Source organism: Lactobacillus mulieris (genome assembly GCF_007095465.1).
GTDB classification, from domain to species: domain Bacteria; phylum Bacillota; class Bacilli; order Lactobacillales; family Lactobacillaceae; genus Lactobacillus; species Lactobacillus mulieris.
The window spans coordinates 30,822-56,661 of sequence record NZ_SDGL01000006.1 but is presented as its reverse complement, the minus strand read 5'-3'; the positions used below and the strand labels follow the sequence as shown (position 1 = coordinate 56,661).

The following is a 25,840-nucleotide window of genomic DNA, read 5'->3' as shown; positions in this document are numbered from 1 at the left end:
TTGAAGCTAATAAAAAATAGAGTCTAGTAATCCTAGATTCTATTTTTTTTATTGGCTATACTACTTTCTCTTTCAATAAATTTTGAAGGTAAAAGTAACTGATAGGGAATAGTACGGTGATTAATAAAGCGGTCATGTAAAAGTCGAATAGCAGCTTGCCCCATTTGATAACTTGGAGCACTGATTGAACTGAGCGAAGGAACCAAATAAGATGCAACTTCCGAATTATTATAGCTGATAATTTGAATGTCGGTTGGGATTTCTTTTTGATGTAGATGAATTGATCGATAAGCTCCCATTGCTAATACATCACTTGCAACGAGGACAATTTTAGGCGGATTAGATGAATTTAGTAGTTTATCCATAGCACTGTACCCTTCATCTAGTGTCCAATTAGTTATTACTTCATTAATCGGCAAGTTATGTAGCTTCATCCAAGTTTCATATGCTTTGGTTCTAGGATCAATATTCATTTTTTTTGATAAATGAGTATGAGTCATTTCATTTAAGTAGCCCCCGATAAAACCAATCCTAGTGTATTTTCTTTGATAAAGTATATTTAAAACACGATTAGTAAGTTCAAAATAATTATTGCGAATTAAATCGTATTCATCAAAATGACGATATTCATCAATGATTACAATATTTGGATTATAAAGTGATACTCGTTTTATAAATTTAGAGGAAAATGTCCCAATAATTACAATTCCGTCAAAATTTTTTACAGATGAAAAATCAAAATTAGGTTTTGGAAAATGAATAAAACTACTTATTGTGTAGTGACTAGCATTTGCTTCCTCTTGTAACCCCTGACTTATATTTGAAAAATATAAGTCCCTATTTAGCTGTTCAACACTTAAAGCACATAAGATAATTATTTTACGTTTTTTATTATTGATATTAATCAATAGGCGATTAGGGCGAGGATCGTAGTGTAAATTATTGGCAACTTCTAAGACTTTTTTTCTAGTTGAATCCTTAATTGAAAAAGTTTTATCCTGGCTTAAAACTCGTGAAACAGTAGCAGGTGAAACCCCTGCCTTTCTAGCAATTTCTCTGATACTTGTCATAAAAAAACCTCTATATGGTAAATAATTAAGTAAACGTTTCAAAGCTTTATTGTACAAAACTTTATCCTGTATTTTAAGTACAAGGGAGCTAATTAACTGTTTACAGTAATTATATAATAGTTTAGTATGAAAGCGTTAACAAGTGTATTTAAAATAATTTAATTTGTAGTGAGAGGAGAATAGCGATGAAGAAGTGGCTAAAGTTAGTTGCTGGTGGAATTATCGCGTTAGCTTTCTTGAGTCTTACCGGGTGTAGAAAACAAGATGCAAGCAGCAATAAAAAAGTTACGATTGAGTTTTTTAATCAGAAAAGAGAAATGCAAGCAACTTTAAAGAAAATGATTAAAAAATTTGAAAAAGAACATCCTAATATTCGAGTGAAGGAAACCGATGTTCCATCTGCTGGTGATGTTTTGAAGGTAAGGATGCTATCTGGGGATGCACCAGATGTTATCAACACTTATCCACAGAACTTAGACTACCAAACTTGGGCTAAGGTGGGATATTTTGTTGATATGACTCATAAGTCATATATTAAAAATATTGTTAACAATTATGCTGAAAAGTTTGCTATCAATGGCAAAATTTACAACGCTCCATTGAGTGCTAATTTATATGGCTTTTACTACAATGCCACTGAGTTTGAAAAGTTAGGTTTAAAAATTCCTCAAACTTGGTCAGAACTAGAGCATTTAGTTAAAGAAATTAAAGCAAAAGGAAAGACACCATTTGCTATAGCTGGGACAGAGCCGTGGACTTTAAATGGGTATCATAACTTATCTTTAGCGACAGTTACTGGTGGATTTAATCAGGCAGAAAATTTAATTAGATATTCTCCAGTTAATTCAATTTCTCTAAATAATAAATATATTCAAGCTGACATTCAAAGACTTGACTTACTTCGAGGCAATGGTCAGAAGAACTGGAAAGGAGCCAGCTATAACGATGCAGTTATGGCCTTTACTAGTGGCAAAGCTCTAATTATGCCACAAGGTTCTTGGGCTTTAGCCGTAATTAAAACACAGAACCCTAAATTTAAAATTAGAACCTTTGCCTTCCCTGGTAATAAACCAGGTCAAGAAATGACAGTAGGTTCAGGTGATATGGCACTGTCAATTTCATCAAGATCCAAACATAAAAAAGCAGCTGATGAATTTCTAAAGTTCATGTGTAGTCCTGAAGCAATGCAAATGTATTATGACCAAGATGGCTCGCCATGTACGATTAAAGGTGTTAAGCAAAAGGGTATCGATTCAGAATTAGGTGGTTTAAGTAAATATGCATTTACTAAGAAACATATGGTTTGGCTGGGCCAAAAATGGACCACTGAAAATGATTTCTTCAATTTGACTGGTAATTATGTTTTGACTGGAGACAAGAAACAATTAATAAGTGACTTTAACACTACCTTTAACCCTATGAAGGCTACTAATTAATCTTGACAGGAGGAGCAAAAATGACGTTGAAAAAATTTGCTGCTAAGTATTGGGGTTGGACTTTTCTGATTGTCCCAATTATTTTACAGATCATCTTTTTCTATTTTCCAATGGTTCAAGGCGCCTTTTATAGTTTGACAGATTGGAATGGTTTTACTTATAACTTTAATTTTGTTGGCTTAAATAACTATAGAATTCTCTTTATGGATGCCAAGTTTATGAAGGCCATTGGGTTCACATTATTATTAACTGTGTGCTTAATTGTGGGAGAAATTGCTTTTGGTATTTTAATTGCACGTGCTTTGAATGCCAAGATTAAGGGGCGGTTATTTTGGAGAGCATGGTTTTTCTTCCCGGCCGTTTTATCAGGATTGACAGTTTCTTTGATTTTTAAACAAGTCTTCAATTATGGATTACCAGCAATTGGTAATTGGCTTCATTTAGACTTTTTAACTGATTCAATTTTAGGCAACCAAGTTGGCGCAATTATTGCAGTAATCTTTGTTATGCTTTGGCAGGGAATTGCAATGCCAGTCATTATTTTCTTAGCTGGTTTACAAAGCATTCCTGATGAAATTAAAGAAGCTGCTGCAATGGATGGAGCAAATAATACACAAATCTTTTGGAAGATTGAATTACCATATCTTCTTCCAAGTATTTCAATGGTATTCATTATGGCATTAAAGGCTGGTTTTACGGCATTTGATCAAATTTTTGCTTTAACTAGTGGTGGACCTACTGATGCAACTACCTCAATTGGTTTATTAATTTATAATTATGCCTTTAAGAATAATCAATATGGGTATGCAAATGCAATTGCCTTAGTGTTATTTGTTGTAATTGCATTAATTTCAATTTTGCAAGTTAAGCTATCTAACAAGTATGAAGTGCAGTAGAGGGAGAGGTAAATATGCAAAGTAAACGTGAGCCAGGGAATTTTTGGAAATATGTTTTGTTGATTTCTGGTGGAATTTTAATTTTAGTTCCAATTTTATATTCATTTTTGAGTTCGTTTAAGACAACTAAGCAAATTATGGCGAATTTCTTTGCTTTTCCCAATCCATGGACCTGGGCTAACTATGAACACTTGTTTGCTGATGGGATTGGTGGCTACTTTTGGAACTCAATTGTGATTAGTATTTGTTCAGTTATCGTGGTAATGCTTTTTGTACCAATGGCCGCATATTCAATTGCGAGAAATATGAGCAAAAAACGCGCTTTTAACATTATGTACTCACTTTTAATTTTGGGTATTTTCGTTCCATTTCAAGTAATTATGATTCCAATCACGGTTTTAATGAACCGGATAGGACTAGCCAATATGTGGGGCTTAATTATTTTGTACCTAACTTATGCAATTCCACAAACTTTATTCTTGTATGTTGGTTACATCAAGTTGAGTATTCCAGAAAGTTTGGATGAAGCAGCTGAAATTGATGGTGCAAGTAAGTGGATAACTTATTTCAAGATTGCCTTTCCTTTAATGAAGCCAATGCATGCAACAACTTTAATTGTTAATGCAATGTGGTTTTGGAATGACTTTATGCTTCCATTACTAATTTTGAACAAGGATAACCGGATGTGGACCTTGCCGCTATTCCAATACAACTACACTGGACAATATTTCAATGATTATGGTCCAAGTTTTGCATCATATGTAGTTGGGATTATTACGATTACCATCGTATATATGATTTTTCAAAAGAATATTATTGCTGGAATGAGCAACGGGGCAGTTAAGTAAGCAGAGTAAATGGAGATAAAAATGGTTAAAGTAGACTTAGATCACGTATATAAGAAGTATGATAATGCAACTGATTATTCAGTGACTGATTTTAATTTGCATATCAATGATCATGAATTCATTGTTTTTGTTGGTCCATCTGGGTGTGGTAAGTCAACCACTTTGAGAATGATTGCTGGACTAGAAGAAATTTCAAAGGGAACTCTTAAAATTGGTGGCAAGGTCATGAATGATATCGCACCAAAAGATCGGCAAATTGCCATGGTTTTCCAGAACTATGCCTTATATCCACATATGAGTGTTTATGACAATATGGCTTTTGGTTTGAAATTACGTCACTATTCAAAAGAAGAAATTGATAAAAAGGTCAAAAGTGCGGCTGAAGTTTTAGGATTAGCACACTTACTAGACAGAAAACCTGCAGCTCTTTCTGGTGGGCAACGCCAACGTGTGGCGTTAGGAAGGGCAATTGTGCGGGATGCGCCAATCTTTTTGATGGATGAACCATTAAGTAACTTGGATGCTAAGCTTAGAGTTTCAATGAGAGCAGAAATTGCAAAACTTCATCAAGAATTGAAGACTACTACTATTTATGTAACTCATGATCAAACTGAAGCCATGACTTTAGCTGATCGAATTGTTGTCTTAAAAGATGGTAAAATTCAACAAGTTGGTAGTCCTTTAGAAGTCTATAATAAGCCAGCCAATGTCTTTGTTGCAGGTTTTATTGGGTCCCCCGCTATGAACTTTTTCCGTGTTATTTTGAAGGATGGAAAGATTATTGATAAGAATAATCAAGATTTTGCAATTCCCGTTCCAGAAGGTAAATTAAAGATTCTTAAAGAAAAAGGATATGATAATAAAGAAATTATCTTTGGTATTCGACCTGAAGATGTACATACTGAAGAAGTTTTCTTGCAAGCATTCCCTGAAACCGTGGTAAATGCTACTGTAACTGTTTCTGAATTGTTAGGATCTGAAACTCAACTTTATACTAAAGTAGGTGAAAGTGAATTAGTTTCTCGAGTTGATGCACGTGATTTCACTAAACCAGGTAGTATGGTTCAAATGGGATTCGAAATGAATAAAGCCCATTTCTTTGATGCAGAAACAGAGTTAACAATTGACTAATTTTAATAAATTTTAAGTAACTGAAAAAATATCTATAATACAAAAAATGTTGATATATCAAGGCGCTACATAACCATGATTATCAACATTTTTTATCAAAAAGAATTTATTCTTAGATGTTTATTGAACTTTTATATTTGAATTTCCAAGAAAGTCCTTTTAATTATCGAGATTAGAATAACTACTTTCACGTTCAATAAATTTAGAAGGTAGTACCACTTGCCATGCTTGTGTGCGTTGATTAATAAAGCGGTCATTTAGCAATCGAATAGCGGCTTTCCCCATTTCTAAGGTTGGAGCGTTAATAGAAGAAAGAGAAGGTACTAAATAAGAAGCTACTTCTGAATTGTTAAAGCTAATGAGTTGGATATCATCGGGAATTTTTAATTGATGGAGATGAATAGCTCGATAAGCACCAACCGCTAATAAATCACTTGATGCAATTACTATTTCAGGAGTGTTTTTCGTAGATAATAATTTTTCCATGGCATTAAATCCAGCTTCTAAAGTCCAATCAGTAGCGATTTCTTGGATTGGTAAATCATGACTTTTCATCCAGCTTCGGTAAGCTCGTGAGCGAGGATCTATGCAGGATTCGTCTGAAAGGCCTAGGCAATCCATTTGATTAACTGCTCCACCAATTAGTGCAATTTTATGGAAATTACGTTCAAATAGAAGATCTAATATTTTATTTGTATATGAATAGTAGTTATTACGAATTAAGTCAAATTTTTCAAAATCCCGAGGTTCATTGATAATAATAACATTCGTATTATATTTGGCTACGTGTTCTAAGAAATTTGAGGTAAAAGTTCCAATTACAATTATGCCATCAAACTTCTTTAAATCAGAAAATCTGAATTTAGAATCTGGAAAATGTATGAAATTAACGACCGTAATATGAGAAATATCTGCTTCTTTATAAAGCCCCTTCTTAATATCAGAGAAGTATAAATCTCGATTGAGAGTTTCAACGCTTAACGCGCATAATACAATAATGTTTCTCTTTGGGCCATTAGAAGGGCGATTGGGCTTAAGCTCATAGTGTAAGGATTTTGCAAGATTGAGGACCTTTTGGCGAGTGGAATTTTTTATAGAAAATGTTTTATCTCTGTTCAAAACTCTTGAAACGGTAGCAGGTGATACGCCTGCTTTTCTAGCAATTTCACGGATACTTGTCATCGGATAATTGGTCCTTTCTTGTAAAAAATTTATATTAATACTAATATAAATTATTTTATTGAACTTAGTAAACGTTTAATTGTTAATAGTAAATAAATGCTAAAAATAGTCACATAAAATAAAATAACAAAAAATAGAGTATATTTATCGAGTTGTAGAAAAAGATAGCAATAATCTAATGAAAATTCCCTGATAAAGTACACTATTTTTTTTTTTTTTTTTTTTTTTTTTTTTTTTTTTTTTTTTTTTTTTTTTTTTTTTTTAGTTAGTGAAAAAATCACAAATTTAAATATTTTATTGAAAATAAGTTATTAATTGGCAATATAAATCAATGAAAATATTTTCAAAAAAGCACACCTATATATCTTGAAATAGCTACATTACGTCTGATAATATAGTGACTGCTTGAAATTTGATGAAATAATTTTATTAAACTTATGGAGGAGTTATTCTTAATATTATGAGTTTTTTTAATGATAGATTATGTGAAGAGATTAACGAAATACAGAGATTTTCTTTTAGAAAGACGAGTATTGGTTTGGCTTCATTTGCTATTTCCAGTTTAATTTTCTTAAATTGGAGTACTGGCTATGCGCTTGCAGATACCTCTTCTAGTATTAATTCTCTCAAATTAAATAACACATCTAAGATTGAAAACTCAGATACTCCTATTATTTCTAAAAATGTCGAAGTAAACAGTGCAAAAGATAAATTGAATCGAGAAATAGATACCGCACAAAAAGCTGGCTTCAACATAAAACAAGATTCAGATAAAGTAATTAAAGTAAACGATGAAGTAGATGGATTAGAAAAAGTACAAGCAGACTACGCTGAGCAAGCTTCAGATATTAAACAACAAATTAAAGACAATCAAAGTAAATTAAATGAATGGCAAGACCAAAGAGAAGAGCAGGAAGCTGCATTTAAACAAGGACATGCTGTTGAAGCGACAGATCACGCTTATGTTGAAAATACATTTGAGTATAATTCGCATGCGGATTCTGTAAAACTTTATAAAGTTACTAAAAGCAATGATGGAAAAGAATTAAAAGAAGAAATTCAATTATCAGGCACTAATACTCAAAATAAAGAACCTCGAAATTTTGATGAACCTAGTAACCCTAATAGATTGCAGTATGCTGAAGTAGATAGTAATACTCATTTGTATGCTAGATGGTCAAATGTTGTATTGGATACTGCGACGAATAAAAAATATGATATGGTAGTTGAATTAAGTGATGCAGTAATTGATAAACGTGAGCTATATGGAAATCCTACTAAAAATGAAAAAGGAATTATTGAAATTTTTAGGGATCCTTCGAGTGGATTAGCTTTCAATTATATTACTGCATTAAAATTAACGAAATATCTTGTTGAATCAGGTACTGATAACCTTTATGAAGGAGAAGATTATTTTACACAAGATACCTTAAATCGGCAGTTGCCTGATTCTGAACAACCTTTAAATAAGCGTTATAAAGCTGAAAATCAAAGAGCTGAATTTATAAAACCTGTGGAAGGGGCAATTGCAGCTTTTGTTCCCAAGGGTTCAGCAATGGAAGCCGTAGAACATGATATTAGTAATGGAAATTCAGGTGCTAAGAGTTTAATTGAAGAAGTTAATTCTAGTCTTCCAAAAAATAAGCAGCTTTCAGAAAGTGTCTTTATTTCCAAAGGGGCAGAGGTAAAAATTAATGATGAAAGTCAAATAACTTACCCTGTTAAAGAATCTATGGTTTTCTTAACCAAAGGAAAGGCTAGTTTCTTATTAGGAGTTATAAATCCAATTAATAATGGGGATCCTGAAGATGTTTATGTTGGCCCAGATGTCAGAAAGCACAGAGTTAGAGCTGACTATACTCAAGTTGGATTAGGCATTTTGGATAAGAATGATTTTAAGAGTGTAGAAAAACCAACTATTACTTATCATCGTACGTTAGTAAAAAGTCCTGTTTCTCTAACTAAGACAATTCACTATATCGATAATAATGGGAAGGAAGTAAAAGATTCAGTATCTAGTTCAGTTACAGTTTATAAAACTTTTGATCCAACTAATCCATTGGATTCTAGTGTAATAAGTTATGAAAGTACAGACTCTAAAATACCAGTGAATTCAACTGGAAAAGTAATTTTACCAGGTGCTGAGGTACCATTAATAAAGGGGGCTTATGCCAAAATAGTTCCATCAGAAGCGAATAATGATTCAGAAGTCAGTGTTAAAAATCCAACCCGAGAATATAATATAGTTTACAATTCATTTGGAAAAATTATTCCAGTTGATGAAAGTGGTAAGGAAATTCAAGGAGCAGACACTCCAACTTACAACAATAATTCAGATGATCCAACTAAGGCTGGTGATACAACTACGCCAACGGTTCCTGGTTATACAGCAACTAAGACAACAGTTTCTGGTAGCGACATCACTAACCCGGGTGACAACACTAAGGTAATTTACACAGCCAATAATAAGACTACGAATATCGTCTTCAAGGATCAAGACAACAATAATAAGGTTGTTAATACCGTTCCAGTGGATGGTTATACTTCAGAAACAGTTCCTGTTGATGGGACTAAGACGACAATTCCTGATGGTTACGAATTAGTTCCTGGCAATCAAGTGCCAACAACCATTACCTTTGCTGGCGGGGACTCAACTACTCCGGACATAGTAGTTTATTTGAAGCACAAACATACCATCACTACCAAAAACATTAATAAGAAAATTACTTACCAAACAACTGATGGCAATACTGTTGCTGATTCATACAAGACGTCAATAACTATCGCACAAGATGTTGATGAAGCAACAAATACTGCTACTTACAAGGTAAATGGTGAAATTACAACTAAGGCTGACTTAACTAGTCAAGATGTCCCTGCAGCACCAACTGGTTACCATTTGGATACTAACCAATCAACTGGGGATTACAACAAGTCCACTTCTTATGACTTAACCAATCAATTTAATACATTGACAGACGGACAAACTGTAAATGCTAAGGTAGTTTATGCCCCAGATAAGCAAACTATCACTGTTACTGTTCATGATTCCGAAACTAACACAGATGTAACGATCCCAACTATTATTCCAACAAATTTCGATGGAACAACTAGTGGTACTGTTGATATCACTGATGGCATCAACAAGATTAAGATTTACTTAACTACTCACGGTTACACTGTTCCTGATACTGTTGAAGTTCCAAAGAACTTTGATAACACTGATAATGGTGACTCAAATACTGATAAGACTCCACAACCAGTAACAATCACTGTTGGCCACAAGACTACTGAAGTTAAGCCAGATAGTCCAAAGACAACTGACGATAATTTGCCAGATAATCCTGACAAGAAATACCCATCAGGCGTAACTGCAACTGACCTTAACAAGACTATCACTAGAACTATTCTCGAAGTTGATCCAGTAACTAAGGAAAGCAAGACTGTCGCAACCCAAACAGTTCACTACACCAGAACTGCAACTGTTGACGAAGTAACTGGTAAGGTAGCTTATACTAATTGGGCAACTACTGACAAGTGGGCTTCATACACTGCACCTGACAAGCCTGGTTATACACCAAGCCAAAAGAGCGTGGATGAAACTACACCTTCAGTAACTGATAAGGACCAAACAGTAACTATTACTTACAGCGCTAACCCAACTAATACTAATGTTGTCTTCGTTGATGATAACGATAATGGTAAGACGGTAAAGACTGTTACGGTTGATGGCACAACTGGTGGAACCACGCCACTTTCAAGTGATGACCAAAAGATTCCAGCTGGTTATGAATTAGTACCAGGTAATACTATCCCAACTGAAATCAAGTTCAACAATGATGGTAGCCAAACTCCAAATACTACTATTCACTTGAAGCATAAGACTATAACAGTAAATTCTGATAGTCCAAAGACAACTGACGATAACTTGCCAGACAATCCTGACAAGAAGTACCCATCAGGCGTAACTGCAACTGACCTTAACAAGACAATCACTAGAACTATTGTCGAAGTTGATCCAGTAACTGGTGAAAAGAAGACGGTTGCAACTCAATCAGTTCACTACACCAGAACTGCAACTGTTGATGAAGTAAATGGCAAGGTAACATACAGTGATTGGACTACTACTGACAAGTGGGCTTCATACACTGCACCTGACAAGCCTGGTTACACCCCAAGCCAAACTAGTGTTGAAGAAGCTACACCTGCAGTAACTGATAAGGATACTACAGTAACAATTACTTACACTGGCAACCCAACCAACACAAAGGTAATCTTCGTAGATGACAATGATAATGGTAAGACGATTAAGACAGTTCCAGTTAACGGTGTAACTGGCGGAACTACACCACTTTCAAGTGATGACCAAAAGATTCCGGATGGTTACGAACTAGTAGATGGTAACAAGGTGCCAACTGAAATCAAGTTCAATAATGATGGAAGTCAAACTCCAGATACTACTATTCACTTGAAGCACAAGACTGTGGATGTAACACCTGATAGTCCAGCACAACCTGGCGACAAGTTACCTGATAATCCGAACAAGTATTATCCAGATGGCGTTGACACTACCAAGGTAGTTACTAGGACTATTAATGTTCACAAGCCAGATGGAACTACTGAAACTATTACTCAAACAGTAACTTTCACAAGAACTGTGACTGTTGATGAAGTGACTGGTAAGGTAATAAGTTCAACTCCGTGGACTTCAACTAATCCAGATTATCCTGAATACACTGTGCCAAGTATTGATGGCTACACACCAAGTCAAAGCACAGTAAAAAAGGTAACTCCAAAGGATACTGATAGTAATTCAACAGTTGATGTAACTTATACTGGTAACACCCAAACTATCAAGGTAGTTGCAGTTGATAAGACTACTGGCAAGGAAGTTACTGTTGATGTGCCAACTACTTTCAATGGTAAAAGTGATGAGAATGTTGGTAGCGATGTAACTGACGGTGTTGAAAAAATCAAAAATTACTTGAAGAACCAGGGGTACACAGTTCCTGAAACTATTGAAATTCCAACTAACTTTGATCACAGTCAAAGTGCAGATTCAACTAAGGATGACCAACCACAAGTAATTAATATTACAGTTGATCATACTCATTCAAGCTCTACTGAAGACAAGACAGTTACAAGAACAATAATTGTTAAGAATCCAAATGGTACAGAAAACACCACTAAGCAAACAGTAATCTTCACAAGAACAGTAACTACTGACAATGTGACAGGAGACAAGACTTATAGTAGTTGGACTACTGATGGAACAAGTGATTGGAATGAATTCACAACACCAACTGTTGCAGGATATACCCCAAGTCAAAGCATTGTAGAAAAGGTAACCCCAAGTGCAGATGATAGTAATCAAACGATAACTATTGACTACAGTGCAGACAAGCAAGTGCTTAAGCTACGTGCATACGATGTAAACATTGGCAGTGCAGTAGAAATAGAATTACCAAGTAGTTTAACAACCGAAGTAGATGGTGCAAGTAATGGTACAGTTGATGTAGATAATGTGAACACCTTGAGTGAAGCTATTAAGAGTTACTTGGCAAGCAAGGGTTACAGTTTTGTATCATCAACAGAAGCACCAACTAAGCTTGATACAGATGATAGTGCAACTCAATATGTGGACTTGACCTTCAACCATGCGATAACACCAGCAACAGAAGACAAGACAGTCACAAGAACAATAATTGTTAAGAATCCTGATGGTACAGAAAACACCACTAAGCAAGAAGTAACTTTCACAAGAACAGTAACTACTGACAATGTGAAAGGAGACAAGACTTATGGTAGTTGGACTACTGATGGAACAAGTGATTGGAATAAATTCACAACACTAACTGTTGCAGGATACACCCCAAGTCAAAGCACAGTAGAAAAAGTGACTCCAAGTGCAGATGACAGTGATCAAACAGTAACTATTGACTACAGTGCCGACAAACAAACAATTGTAATTAATTATGTTGATAAAGATTCAAATAATAAATTATTAACTTCCGTTACTTTAACTGGATTTACTGGTGACAAAGTAGAATATAGTACAGCTGAAACAATTAAGAATTTTGAAAATGCAGGCTATGAATTAGTGAGTGATAATTTTTCAAATAATGCTTATTACCTCGCAAAAATGCAAATCTTTACTGTTGTGCTAAAGCATGATCCGATTTTAAAAGTGGAAACTAAGCAGTTTACTTATACAGTGCATTATGTTTCAACTGATGGAGTCTCAGTTCCTGAGGATAACGTGCAAGTGTCTACATGGAAACGTACAATATCTAAGGATTTAGTTACAGGCATTGAAACACCAATAACATCTTGGACTTCAAACATTAATAAGTATAAAGAAGTAATCACACCAGAAATAGCTAGACATTATGCGGATACATTAATGGTAGATAGCAAAAATGTATTACAAAAAAATATAGTCGTAACTGTAACCTACAAGCCAGAAATTGTTTTAAATAACGATGGTGAATTTTCTAAGTCTAAAATTTCAAATAAATTAGAGAAAGAAAATGAACAAAGAAAAATAAATAATTTAATGTCTAACAAGCCAATTTCACATGCTCAAAGCCTAAACCTAAGTCAGAAATCATTAATCAATTATGATAAGAATTTACCTCAGACTGGTAATCATGAAAAGTTAGTTCAGATACTAGGTATAGGACTTGTGACAACGAGCTTATTATTCAAATTATTGGGTAATAAAAAAGAAAATTAATAATTAATTATTTAAGGAGGTGGTCGTGTCCTAGCAACAGTTCATAACAATCCTTTTAAGCTATTAGAAGTTTACTAAATGAATCACCCTCATTAAAACAACCCCCTAGATTCATTTGGGTAAGTTAGCTTAAAACCTTTATTTCTACTGTTACCTCAGTAGACCGTGCAGCAATGCTGCAAACACGAAATAATTTTTCTGAATACTCCCACAAGTAAAATAAATGAAACTCCCACTTTATTTGTTTTACAATCAGATAATTATTTCATTCTTAGAAAGTGGAAGAATTGGTCTTCCCAACCCCTATATATAAATAAACCCTATAGAAATAGCCAGAGTTACTCTGGCTATTTTCTTTTATTCAATTGTACAAAGTCCAGTATCATTTCTGAGACGATACATTGGCACTCCAGCTTTAAAAAGACGCTTGTCACCACGAATTTTAACAGAACCGAATAATTTAGAAATTCCGGTTTCACATTTAATATCGTAGCCACAAAGGCTCGTTAGTGAATTTTTAATGAACAGTGTGCCAGAATCAACGTTTATATCACAATGATCTGAGACAATTAACTTATCTGCATTTACAGTTCCAGTATCACAGGTTATTGAAACTTTTTCAGCGTGGATATTATTGAGATAAACTAGTCCGCTGTCAACTTGAATATCAATTGTATTAACTGTTAAATTGCGAAGACTGATGCCACCTACATCGCAAATGCCGTTTAAATGTTCAAGAGATGGCAGTTTTAATTCAATGATTGAAGTCACCTCGTCTTTAGATTTAAAAGATAATGAAAAATATTTCTTCTTTATGAATAATCCCTGACTGGAATGAATTTGTTTAATGGTGGTATTTTCTCCTGGCGTAATTTCAAAATCTTCAGGCTGACAATTATGAAAACTAATGCTGAAAGTGTCATCTTCAATAATTTTTACAAAAACATCATCTAAAAATAAAGTGAGTGATTTCATCGTATTCCCTCTTCTCTTAAATTAATATTTTAATTAAATAATCATAATTATAGTCCATGAATTAATAGTAAGCTAGTATTTATTTATTCAAAGTAATAAATTTGTATTTAAATTAAATTAAAAAGTAAAGTGCTTTTTTAAGCACTTTTTATCATTACTTGGTATAATAAATTTGTCCACAGTAGATATGTGGATGGAGAAAGTTTCCTGTATTTTTATCACCTCCTTTCTATATTATTTCCTTTTGTTTCATAAATGGGCTACCCGAATGGGTAGCTTTTTTAGTGCTATTATTAAAATAGGTGATGAAATAATGAAAGAAATCGAATTAAGTAAAAATATTTTCGTTGTAAAGGCGAGTGTTGTAAATTTTCCAGCTGATGCAATTGTTAATGCGGCCAACAAGACTTTATTAGGTGGAGGAGGAGTTGATGGTGCAATTCATCAAGCAGCTGGGCCTAATTTATTAGAAGCCTGTAAGAAATTAAATGGGTGTGATACTGGTGAAGCTAAAATTACACCTTCTTTTGATTTAAAAACTTGTAAATATATTATCCATACTGTAGGACCTGTTTTTAAATTGAGCCAGAATCCTCAGCAGCAATTGCAGTCATGTTATAAGAAAAGTTTAGACTTAGCCTTGGAATATAAATGTAATTCAGTGGCTTTTTCTGGAATATCTACTGGAGTATATGAATATCCAGTGAAGCAGGCTGCAAGTGTTGCAAGTGAAGCAGTAGCTGAATGGCTTAAAAGACATAATTTTGCTATTAAGGTGTTTTTATGCTGTTATAAAGAGTCAGAATTTGAAGCTTATGCTCAGTTGGTTAGAACTACTAAATAATAAAATTGAAGACGGTATAGTCCATTTGGATTTGTTTTTAAATTCGTATATACCAATATTTAAATATGATAGATATGACTATATGATATGAAAGGTAAAGTTGAATTATACCAATTTGACAATAAGTGATTTATATATTAAAATTTTACACATTGTTATTATTAATAATTAATTAGTCTGACAATAAATTAATCTAAGGAGATAAAGATATATGGATAACAAAAAAGACCTCGATAAGTCTTTCTTTGGACAGCCTAGAGGTCTCGCCACACTGTTTTATACAGTTATGTGGGAACGTTTTAGTTATTATGGGATGAGAGCAATCCTCATCTTTTACATGTATTACGCACTGGAAAAAGGCGGCTTGGGAATGTCGCAAACTTTAGCTGCGTCAATCATGTCAATTTATGGATCACTTGTTTATATTTCAACAATTGCCGGTGGCTGGTTAGCAGACCGAGTATGGGGACCTAGAAGAACAACCTTTATTGGTGGAGTTCTCATTATGTTAGGACATATTTGCTTGTCGATGCCATTTGGAGCAGCTGCTTTATATCTATCTATTGCCTTTATTGTTATGGGATCAGGATTACTTAATCCTGCTTCTAGTGCAATGGTTGGTGATTTATATGAAGAAAATGACAACCGTCGCGACGCTGGTTTTAGTTTATTTGTTTTTGGTATTAACTTAGGGGCAGTGATTGCTCCTATCGCGGTTCCTTGGGCAGCTAGTGGTTTTGGGTTACATCTTTTTGGTGATGAAACTAACTTCCATGCTGGATTTTCTCTTGCAGCAATTGGAATGTTCTTTGGCTTGGTACAATACTGGTTTGATGGTAAGAAGTATTTAAATGAAAAGGACTTTAAGCCAAATGATCCACTTAATGAAAGTGAAAAGCAAAAACTTATAAAGCAAGTATTACTTGGACTTTTGTCCTTAGTTCTTGTTTTGGCTATAATGTTTTTCATGGGTAGCTTGAATATTGATGGCATTATTAACTTAATTACAGTAATTGCAATTGCGATGCCAGTTATTTACTTTGTTATGATGCTTAGAAGTGATAAGGTTACTAAGGTTGAAAAGCATCGTGTATTAGCTTACATTCCTTTATTTATAGCAGCAGCAATTTTCTGGGGAATTGAAGAATCAGGCTCAACTGTTTTGGCACTTTTTGCTGCAGATAGAACAATTCTTCATTTAGGCGCTTGGCATTTTGAAGCTGCTAACTTCCAAGTGTTAAATCCTTTGTTTATCATGATTTTAACTCCAGTGTTTGTGGCACTTTGGAATAATTGGAAGAAGCAACCATCTGCACCTGGTAAGTTCTCTGGGGCTTTAATCTTTGCAGGGCTTTCATATGTTTGGATGGCTATTCCTGCATTTATTTCACCAGATCACCGTGTAAGTCCATTATGGCTTGTAGGTTCATGGTTCTTGGTGGAAATTGGTGAAATGCTTAATTCCCCAATTGGGTTATCAGTTACAACTAAGTTAGCTCCTAAAGCATTTAAGTCACAAATGATGTCACTTTGGTATATGGCTGATTCAGTAGGACAAGCTGTAACTGCACAAACAGTTAAACTTTATACACCAAAAACAGAAGTACAATATTTCTTAGCTGTAGGGGTTGTAAGTATTGTCTTTGGGATTATTTTAATGTTCTTAGTTAAACGAATTCATAGTTTAATGGAAGGAATTGATTAGAAAAAAACTCACCTTTAAGGTGAGTTTTTTTATTGAGGGATAAAAGATTTTTTAACGAGCTTCAATTGAAGTTAAAAAGTCGGCTCTTTCAAAAGCAGGATTTGGATATTTGTAGAAGCCTTCACCTGCTTCAATACCGTAATGACCAGCATCAATCATATCTTTCATTGTTTTGGCTACCTTTAATTCCTCAGGAGTGCGAGCTTGTTGTGCGCAGATTGCATAAACAGTCCGAATACCAACCATGTCCATTGACATAAATGGGCCAAATGGACAGCCAGTTGAATTCATCCAATCTTTATTAATTGTGATTGGATCTGCGACACCATTTGCCCATAATTCAAGAGCAGCATTTAAGAATGGTACAGATAAAGCGTTCATAATGTAACCGTGTTGTTCTTTTTTCATATGAATTGGTAACATCTTAATTGCCTTAGCAAACTCAATTACATCTTCAATAACTTCAGGCTTAGTCCTATCAGTTCCAACAATTTCAGCGGTATTGTTTGTCCAAATATGGTTAGCAAAGTGCATATGTAAGAACTTATCAGGGCGATCAACATAGTTAACAAGTTGGCTTGGTACCATGGTTGATGAATTTGATGCAATAATGGTCTTTTCTGGTAAATGTGGACAAACATTGTGATAAAAATCTGCCTTTACATTTAAACTTTCTGGGACGGATTCAATTAAATAATCACAATCTTTAAATGGAATTTCCCAGTCATTGGTAATTGAAAGAATATTTGCCATTGCTTTATCAAATTGTTCATCAGTCAACCCCATATCTTTTTTATAAAATGGGCGAAGTGCAGCCAACCGCCGCTTAGCTCTTTCTGGGTGTGGATTCCAAATTCTAACATTGAAGTCACAAAGAGCAGTTTGAAATGCAATTTGACTTCCTAATGTTCCGGCACCTGCAATAGTAATATTTTTAAACATAATAACGCCTTACTTTCCTAAAATAGCTTGATCATAGCGACCGGTAATTAAATATGGTGCAATTTCATTAGAATCGACTTGGGTAAGTTGGATTGTTTCGTGCATTTTTCCACTTGTCATTTGGTAATGAGCACCGCCAATTGGTTTTAATATGGTCAATTCGCTGACTGGGTCATCACTACTTGTACCTAATTCCATTGTGATATTACCAGGTGTAAATGCATGAGTAGTGCCAGTCGTTTTGGTTGCAATTAAACGAGTATTAATGAAATGGTTATGACCATCATGGTCTTGGTCAATCTTATAGTCAAAGAAAAAGCTATAAGTATCAGTTGGAGTGTCTAATGCTGATTGGCTCCCCATTAATTGTTTAGCAATATCAGGATTATTTGGAATACCTGGTGTAAAGGTAAGATTGATTAAATCTACGCCATGTCTTGTGACTACTACGTGCGTACAACCGTTGGCTTCTGTATAGCTGATTTTATCAGCCAACTTTTTGGGAATAGCGGCACCTTCACGACCAGCAAGCATAGCTTCTTCAGCCCCGTCACCACTTAAAAATAGGGTAAAAGGATAGGCGCCCACCATTCGTCCGCCATAGGATACTAAACTATAGAGAACTGCTTCATCATAAGGTTTAGCAAAGGTAGGATTACCCATGTGAGTAATATAGCCTGCAATAACGGGAGCTACCGGCTTTAATGGAGCTGGAACTAGCCGAGCTAGGACCTCGGGTGAAGTGACATAAGCAAACATATAACCATCTTGATTTTTCATATTGGGATTATCAAGAAAGTTAACAAGATCTTCTTTGTTAACAAGATAACTAGTCATAAGATAAATACCTCCTTTTTGTTAAAATATGTTTCCTGCTTACAAGAATATCTAATCACTTTTTGCTTTAAATGAAAGCGGTTTATTTATTTATAACACAATATTTTACTATGTGTATAAGTTGCGGATTTTTTTGATAAAAATAGTGCTATGATATGGCTGTATTAAAAGTAAGATATTTCACAAAGAGGTAATAAAAATGATAGAAACAGAATTTAAGAATGATGTTTTTTCTAATGTAATGCTTAAACGTCACTCTGTAAGACATTTTGATAGAAGTTGTAAAATTGACAGAAGTGTTTTGACAGAAATAGTTAAAGAAGCAACAACTGCGCCTTCATCATGTAATTTGCAGGCATGGCATTTTGTAGTGGTTGATACAGATCAAGGTAAAGAAAAATTGCGTAAAATTTTTATGCCTTTTAATTATCCACAACTTGATACTTGTTCGGCAATGGTTGTTCTTTTTGGCGATACAGACGCTTTTAAAAAGTATCGTGACTTATGGCAAGGGATGTATGAAGAAAAGAAGATTACTAAGGAACGTTTGGACACAATTTTAGGAACTTTTTTGCCAATATATGAAAAAGCTGATCGAACTTTGCTCACAGCTGATGCGATGGTTGACGCAAGTTTAGCTGCAATGCAATTCATGCTTGACGCTAGAGCAAGAGGATTTGCTACTAATCCGATTGCTGGATATGATGCAACTAAGATGGCACTTGCGATGGGACTTGATCCAGTTCGCTATGTTCCTGTAATGGCTATTGCTATTGGTAAGCCAGATGAAAGCCAAAAAGAGCTTGTTTCTACTCGTTATGATGTTGGGGATGTACTTGAATTTAGATAAATCTGTAGATAAAAGAACAAGATAGTATCTTGTTCTTTTTATTTAAATATAGACTATTGAGCGTGCTATAATTAATGCATCTTAGGTATTTGCAGGCGAGACCTAATTCAATTTTTGCCGTAGTAATAGAAAGGCGCATTATGCGAGTTAATATCTTACAACATACACCTAACGAAGGTCCTGGGGCAATTGCTGACTGGTGTCGTGATAGAGGATATGAAATGTATGTTTATCATCCATATCAATTTGGAAAATTGCCTGAAGCTAGTGAAACTGACATGTTAGTTATTTTGGGTGGTCCGATGAGTCCTAACGATGATTTAGTTTGGATTAAAGAAGAGCGAGTTTTAATAACCAAGTTGTTAGCTAGTGATACACCTATGTTAGGAGCTTGCTATGGTGCACAACAGATTGCCAAAGTATTGGGAAGCAAGATTGGTAAAGCACCACATAAAGAAGTTGGTTGGGCGCCAGTGTATTTACAAAATCATGTTATTGCGGGTTTACCTGAAAAAATGTTAGCTATGCACTGGCATGAAGAAATGTTTGAAGTGCCAAGAGGTGCGCATTTACTTTACTCAAGTGATTTAGTAAAAAATCAAGGCTTTGTGTTTGGTAGTCATGTAATTGGTTTGCAATTTCACTTTGAGCCATTAGCAGATAATGTGCGTGAAATGGTAGTAAATGATGGTGAATATGCTTTACATAACAATGCTTTAAAACAAAGTCCAGAGCAAATTCTGCAAAGACAAGTTCCTTCTGAAAATAAGCAGATTATGTATAAGCTGTTAGATTTCATCACTAAATAAGAGAAACTGAGAGTTGTTAGCGCGGTAGTGCTAGCAACTTTTTTGTATAATAATCTAAAAAGGAGGCGCTTTCTATGCTGAAATTAGGAATTATTGGTACAAGCTGGATTAGCAAGCAATTAGTTGAGGCAGCTCAAGCAACTAAAAAATGGACTGTTACGTCTGTTTATTCGCGTTCACTTGAGCGAGCTAAGGAATTTGGTGAGCCACTAGTAATTGATGAATTTTTTGATGATTTGGAAGACTTTTTTGCAAATGGCGATTTTGAGGTAGTTTATATAGCTTCCCCTAATTCGCTACACTTTAAGCAGGCGAAGATGGCTATTGAACATGATAAAAATGTAATTGTTGAAAAGCCTGCTTTTACTAATCCAAAACAATATGATGAAATTGCTAAATTACTAGATACGCATGATTGTCACTTTATTGAAGCAGCTCGGCATATTCATACTAAAATTTTTCAAAAATTAATGAATGAGGTTGAAAAGTTACCTAAAGTTGATGGGGCATATTTGAATGTCCGGCAATATTCTTCTAGAATGCATACTTTGGCTCCTGGTCAGAAGCGAGCTAATATCTTTAAACCCGAATTTGCGGGAGGCGCCTTGATGGATATTGGGGTGTATGGTGTCTATGTAGCGATTGCTTTGTTTGGGATGCCAAATTCTTGCATGTATTCTCCAGTTTTATATAAAAATGAGATTGATCTATCTGGGATTGCAATTTTAGATTATCATGGCTTTGGTGTGACTATTGATATTGCCAAAAATACAACAACTTATCAAGGGTCCGAAATCTGTGGCGATAAAGAGGTTGTTGGAATAGATTCGATTTTAAATATGCATAAGGTTGATTATTATGATGCAGATGGCAAAAAGCATGCTAGTCGGATTAAGGTGCCAGATAATCCGCTATATGAAGAAATGAATGAATTTGCGGATTTGTTCGCTGATTCTGATGAAAAATTGTTTGACTATTGGGTACTTTCTGCTCAAGTTGGGGAAGTATTGTATAATCTCAGGCAAATGGCTGGAATTAAGTTTTTAGGAGATTAGACTAAATTGATAATAAAAAGGACTCAGAATAACTGAGTCCTTTTATTTGTATTGAAGTTATAGGATAATTTAGGTATGTCAAGATTAACGAGTTATAGGAAAAATATGGAGGGAAGTCTTTATGAAAGAAATAAAAGACTACATCATTGGTCTCGATATCGGGACAAACTCATGTGGTTACGTAGTAACAGATAAACAAAATAATATTTTGAAGCTAAAGGGGAAGACTGCTATCGGCGCACGCCTTTTTAAAGAAGGGCAAGCTGCAGCTGATAGACGTTCTTTTAGAACTACTAGAAGAAGATTAGCAAGACGTCACTGGAGATTAGGTTTACTTGAAGAAATCTTTGATCCAGAAATGGAAAAAATAGATCCTAATTTTTTTAGAAGATTAAAAGAATCAGACTATTCTCCTAAAGATAGTCGTAAGCAATTTAATGCAATTGTTTTTAAAAGTATAAAAGCTGACAAGAGATTTTATAAAAAATATCCAACTATTTACCACTTACGTAATGCTTTGATGCATGATAATCAAAAACATGATTTACGCGAAATATTTATGGCTGTTCACCATATTGTTAAATATCGCGGGAACTTTTTAAGAGAAGATTCAGTTAATGCTTTTAAAGCAGCTAAGTTTTCTTTGCGTGGTGAAGATGGGATTGGACCTGTTGATAAATTAAATGATTTGTTGAAAGAAATTTATTCTGAATATTCACCAGAACTTGCAACTAATAATTTATCTAAGATTGAAGATATTATTAAAGATAAAAACTTATATAAGCAAGACAAGCTTAAACAAGTAGCGACTTTGTTAATTAAAGAAGCTGATTCAAAGGATAAAGCTAAGCTTAATAAAGATATTGCTAAACAAGTTGCTAACTCTTTTATGGGCTATATGTTTAGATTAGATACACTCTTTAGTCTTACTGATGTTGATGTGAAGGACTATAAATTAAAATTTAGCGATGCTAATATTGATGAATCTTTGGATGATTTGACTAGTTTATTGACAGATGCACAAATAGAATTTGTATTAGAACTGCAAAGCATTTATAATACTATAGTTTTAAATGAGATTGTTCCAGATGGAATGAGTCTTTCTGAATCGATGATTAAGAAATATGATGATCATAAGGAAGACTTGAAAATATTTAAAGAATATATTGATTCTTTAAGTGATCAGAAAAAAGCTAAAAAACTGCTATCAGCCTATAATTTATATGTTAATTATCGTAAATCTGATTTAGTAGAAGCTAAGAATTTGTTTAAAAATAAGAAGGTAGGGGACAAAAATTTTGCCGATGTAATAAGCAACTTCGAAGTATTTGGCAAATTTGTTTCTGATAATTTAGATGATTCAGAATTAGCTAATAAGATTAAGGCTAGACTTGATTTAGGTGAATTTTTACCAAAACAAAGAACCAATCAAAATGGAGTGATTCCATATCAATTGCATCAAGTTGAATTGACGCAAATACTTGAAAAACAGGGAAAGTATTATCCATTCTTGATTACACCTAATCCTGTAGAAAGTCATAGAAATAATGCTCCTTATGAAATTAGTGAACTTGTATCATTCCGGGTGCCTTATTATGTTGGACCATTAATTGATAATCAAAGTATTAAAGATAAACAAAATAAAAATAAGTTTGCCTGGATGGTACGTCAAAAGCAAGGTCAAATAACGCCTTGGAATTTGGAAGAAATGGTTGATACTACAGAATCAGCTAATCAATTTATCAAGAGAATGACAAGGAAGGATACGTATTTATTAGCTGAAGATGTTTTACCAAAATCTAGTTTAGTTTATCAAAAATTTATGATATTAGATGAATTAAATAGAATAAAAATTGACGGCAAAAAATTAACAAGTGAACTAAAGCATGATATTTTTGAAAAATTATTTAAGAAGCAAAAAAGCATCAATTTAGATAACTTAAAGAATTATTTATTAGTAGAGGGCAATATTCCAGGTTTGATTGAGGGCCTTTCTGATGGAATTAATTTTAACAATAGTTTTTCAACTTATATTGATTATCGTAATATCTTTGGTGATGAGATTGATAATCCTAATAAGCAAGCTGACTTCGAAAAGATGATTGAATGGTCAACTGTGTTTGAAGACCGTAAGATTTTCAAGCGGAAGCTAAAAGAAATTACTTGGCTAACATCTGAACAAATTAAACAAGTAAGTAGTAAACGCTATTCAGGATGGGGGAGATTATCTAAGAAGTTATTAACTCAAATTACGGATGAAAATGGTGTTAATATCTTGCAAAGACTCTGGAATGAACCTGAAACTTTAACTGAAGTTTTAGCTAATCCGGTTATAAAAAGAAAAATTGTAGAAGCTAATAGTTCCTTTACTAAAGCGAAAGATATGAAAGATATCTTGGTTGAAGCATATACTTCTCCACAGAATAAAAAGGCAATTCGTCAAGTTATGCGAGTAGTTGATGATATTATTGCCGCTGCTCATGGTAAAAAGCCTAGTCAAATTGCTATTGAATTCGCTCGTGAAGATCAAGATAATCCACAAATGACTAAGTCACGTAAGGCTCAACTTGATCAGATATATGCCAAGATTAGCGATGAGTTTTTAGATGATGCGGTTAAAAATGAACTAAAGAATATGAAAGATAATAAGCCTTTGGCTAAGGACAAGGTGTTCTTGTACTTTAAGCAAATGGGTAGGGATGCCTATAGTGGTGAAAAATTATCTTTAGATAACTTGCAAGATTATGATATTGATCATATTTATCCACAATCATTTATTAAAGATGATTCCTTTGATAACAGAGTACTTGTTCAAAGAGCTTATAACAACGGTAAATCTGATAATGTGCCAGTACTCTTATTTGGAAATAAAATAGCTGCAGGTTTGGGAATTACTATTCGTCAAATGTGGAAGAAATGGCTTGAACTTGGACTTATTAGTAAACGTAAATTTAATAACTTGATTACAGATCCAGAAAAGATTTCTCGAAATATGGCTTCAGGATTCGTAAACCGGCAATTAGTAGAAACTAGTCAAGTTATTAAGTTAGTTGCTAATATTTTGCAGGCTAAGTTACCTGATACTGAGATTATTGAAGTAAAAGCTAGCTACAATTCTATCTTGCGTAAGGAATTTAACTTATACAAGAGTCGTGAAGTTAATGATTATCACCATGCTATTGACGCATACTTAACTACGATTGTTGGTAATTACTTGTATCAAGTCTATCCAAAACTTAGACCATACTTTGTATATGGACAATTTAAGAAGTTTGGCAAAGCTGAAAATCAAGAAGATGATCCAGTTAAGAAAATTAAGAAATTCAACTTTATTTATCAGTTGATTTGGGGTAAGGATGATGCAATTTGCATTAGCCATACCAATCAACAAGTCTTTAGTAAAAAAGATATTATTGACAAATTAACTACTGCATATAACTTCAAGTATATGAATATATCACATGCAGTTTACACCCGTAATAATAATATGTTTAAACAAACGCTTTTCCCAATTATTGAACGTACTACGGCTAAAACCAAAAGTTTGATTCCTAAGAAGCTTGATCGACCAACTGATATTTATGGTGGATATAGTAATAATAATGATGCATACCTTGCATTAGTCAAAGTAGATAAAAAGAGGGGGTCAGAATATCGCGTTGTTGGTATTCCGATGAGAGCTGCTGCCATGCTTAAAGCTTCAAAGAATTATGATGAAGATTTACGCAAAGTTATTGAACCAATGGTAATGTTTGATAAGAATGGTAAGGCTAAACGTGGAATTGAAGGATTCAGAGTTTTAGTTGGTAAGATGCCATTTAAGCAAGCTGTTCTTGATGGTAATAAGAAGTTTATGCTAACTGGGACTGTTGATACACCGAATTTAAAGCAATTGGTGTTGTCACAGCAAAATATGAAATATATTCTTGATTATATTGAAGATGTTGATTGTCGAAAACATAAATTTGGTGATAAGGTTCAAAATCCAGATAAATGTCTACTTGAAGTATTCGATGAAATTATTGAAATAGTTGATAAATATTTTGAATTGTTTGATAGCAGAGATTTTAGAGAAAAATTGCGGAACAGTAGAAATAAATTTATAAAATTAGAAGCTTCTAAGAAGGCTGATACAATATTAGCAATTCTTAAAGGCCTTCAGGCAAAATCAACGAGGGCAACAATTAAAGAATTAAATATATCAGATTTTGGAAGAATTATAACTTCGAGTATTTCCCCAGAAGCACAACTTATCTATCAATCTCCAACAGGCTTATTTGAAAGACGTGTTAAAGTCAAAGACTTATAATTAACCTTTGTATAGAAAAAGGATTACACTAATGATAGGTGTAATCCTTTTTTATTTACTGCAAAAAAAAGACCGCTATAAGCGGTACACATGTGAAAACTCGGCCCGAAAGCCTTGCTTGATTTTAAAAATAAGGTTGTTAAATCAGTAAATTGAAATGTTGAGGTTGTTAACTCAACATCTAAATATTAACATCTTTTTTTGTTATTAACAAG

Annotated in this window: 16 protein-coding genes; 11 read left to right on the top strand and 5 right to left on the bottom strand. The window is 33.9% G+C overall.

The features are described from left to right. Positions 1–32: 32 nt before the first annotated feature. Positions 33–1,070, bottom strand: coding sequence for a LacI family DNA-binding transcriptional regulator (locus ETI37_RS03705; protein ID WP_006586396.1), 1,038 nt, complete (start codon positions 1,068–1,070; stop codon positions 33–35). 185 nt (positions 1,071–1,255) lie between these two features. On the opposite strand from ETI37_RS03705, the gene ETI37_RS03700 reads away from it, so the two are divergent. The 4 genes from ETI37_RS03700 to ETI37_RS03685 are packed head-to-tail and all read left to right on the top strand — an operon-like array spanning position 1,256 to position 5,381. Further along, positions 1,256–2,506, top strand: a complete 1,251-nt coding sequence (locus ETI37_RS03700; protein WP_006586397.1) for an extracellular solute-binding protein — start codon at positions 1,256–1,258, stop codon at positions 2,504–2,506. Between the two features lie 20 nt (positions 2,507–2,526). After that, a complete protein-coding gene (locus tag ETI37_RS03695) occupies positions 2,527–3,402 on the top strand; it encodes a carbohydrate ABC transporter permease (RefSeq protein ID WP_034535740.1) in 876 nt (291 codons plus the stop codon). 14 nt (positions 3,403–3,416) lie between these two features. Continuing rightward, the gene (locus ETI37_RS03690) at positions 3,417–4,250 is read left to right on the top strand and encodes a carbohydrate ABC transporter permease (RefSeq protein WP_006586399.1); all 834 of its coding nucleotides are present in this window, start codon (positions 3,417–3,419) and stop codon (positions 4,248–4,250) included. A gap of 21 nt (positions 4,251–4,271) precedes the next feature. Then, positions 4,272–5,381, top strand: coding sequence for an ABC transporter ATP-binding protein (locus tag ETI37_RS03685; protein WP_006587700.1), 1,110 nt, complete (start codon positions 4,272–4,274; stop codon positions 5,379–5,381). 159 nt (positions 5,382–5,540) lie between these two features. Here ETI37_RS03685 and ETI37_RS03680 read toward each other — a convergent pair whose 3' ends face one another. Further along, positions 5,541–6,563: a LacI family DNA-binding transcriptional regulator gene (locus ETI37_RS03680; protein WP_143458486.1), complete on the bottom strand. Its 1,023-nt coding sequence runs from the start codon at positions 6,561–6,563 to the stop codon at positions 5,541–5,543. Between the two features lie 460 nt (positions 6,564–7,023). Here ETI37_RS03680 and ETI37_RS03675 point away from each other — a divergent pair, with 460 nt between their 5' ends. Then, the gene (locus ETI37_RS03675) at positions 7,024–13,299 is read left to right on the top strand and encodes a mucin-binding protein (RefSeq protein ID WP_006586402.1); all 6,276 of its coding nucleotides are present in this window, start codon (positions 7,024–7,026) and stop codon (positions 13,297–13,299) included. Between the two features lie 357 nt (positions 13,300–13,656). On the opposite strand, the gene ETI37_RS03670 is transcribed toward ETI37_RS03675, so the two are convergent. Further along, a complete protein-coding gene (locus ETI37_RS03670; RefSeq protein ID WP_006586403.1) occupies positions 13,657–14,274 on the bottom strand; it encodes a DUF4097 family beta strand repeat-containing protein in 618 nt (205 codons plus the stop codon). A 313-nt stretch (positions 14,275–14,587) separates the two neighbouring features. Between ETI37_RS03670 and ETI37_RS03665 the strand changes: the two genes are divergently transcribed. Further along, positions 14,588–15,118, top strand: a complete 531-nt coding sequence (locus ETI37_RS03665; protein ID WP_006587697.1) for a macro domain-containing protein — start codon at positions 14,588–14,590, stop codon at positions 15,116–15,118. A gap of 211 nt (positions 15,119–15,329) precedes the next feature. Continuing rightward, entirely contained in the window at positions 15,330–16,823 is a 1,494-nt protein-coding gene (locus tag ETI37_RS03660) for a peptide MFS transporter (protein WP_006586405.1), read from the top strand. Positions 16,824–16,874: 51 nt separating this feature from the next. Here the strand turns inward: ETI37_RS03660 and ETI37_RS03655 are convergent, their stop codons facing one another. Continuing rightward, positions 16,875–17,765 carry a 3-hydroxyacyl-CoA dehydrogenase gene (locus tag ETI37_RS03655; protein WP_006586406.1) on the bottom strand — a complete coding sequence of 297 codons (891 nt, stop codon included), beginning with the start codon at positions 17,763–17,765 and terminating at the stop codon, positions 16,875–16,877. A 9-nt stretch (positions 17,766–17,774) separates the two neighbouring features. Continuing rightward, positions 17,775–18,602: an acetoacetate decarboxylase family protein gene (locus tag ETI37_RS03650; protein WP_006586407.1), complete on the bottom strand. Its 828-nt coding sequence runs from the start codon at positions 18,600–18,602 to the stop codon at positions 17,775–17,777. A 199-nt stretch (positions 18,603–18,801) separates the two neighbouring features. Between ETI37_RS03650 and ETI37_RS03645 the strand changes: the two genes are divergently transcribed. The 4 genes from ETI37_RS03645 to cas9 all read left to right on the top strand — a co-directional run bounded on the left by ETI37_RS03645 (position 18,802) and on the right by cas9 (position 25,625). Further along, positions 18,802–19,452: a nitroreductase family protein gene (locus ETI37_RS03645; protein WP_006586408.1), complete on the top strand. Its 651-nt coding sequence runs from the start codon at positions 18,802–18,804 to the stop codon at positions 19,450–19,452. 140 nt (positions 19,453–19,592) lie between these two features. Then, positions 19,593–20,261 (top strand): type 1 glutamine amidotransferase, encoded by a 669-nt coding sequence (locus ETI37_RS03640; RefSeq protein ID WP_006587695.1) that lies wholly within the window; start codon positions 19,593–19,595, stop codon positions 20,259–20,261. 74 nt (positions 20,262–20,335) lie between these two features. After that, positions 20,336–21,316, top strand: coding sequence for a Gfo/Idh/MocA family protein (locus ETI37_RS03635; RefSeq protein WP_006586410.1), 981 nt, complete (start codon positions 20,336–20,338; stop codon positions 21,314–21,316). A gap of 121 nt (positions 21,317–21,437) precedes the next feature. After that, positions 21,438–25,625, top strand: a complete 4,188-nt coding sequence (gene cas9, locus ETI37_RS03630; RefSeq protein ID WP_006586411.1) for a type II CRISPR RNA-guided endonuclease Cas9 — start codon at positions 21,438–21,440, stop codon at positions 25,623–25,625. Positions 25,626–25,840: the final 215 nt, after the last annotated feature.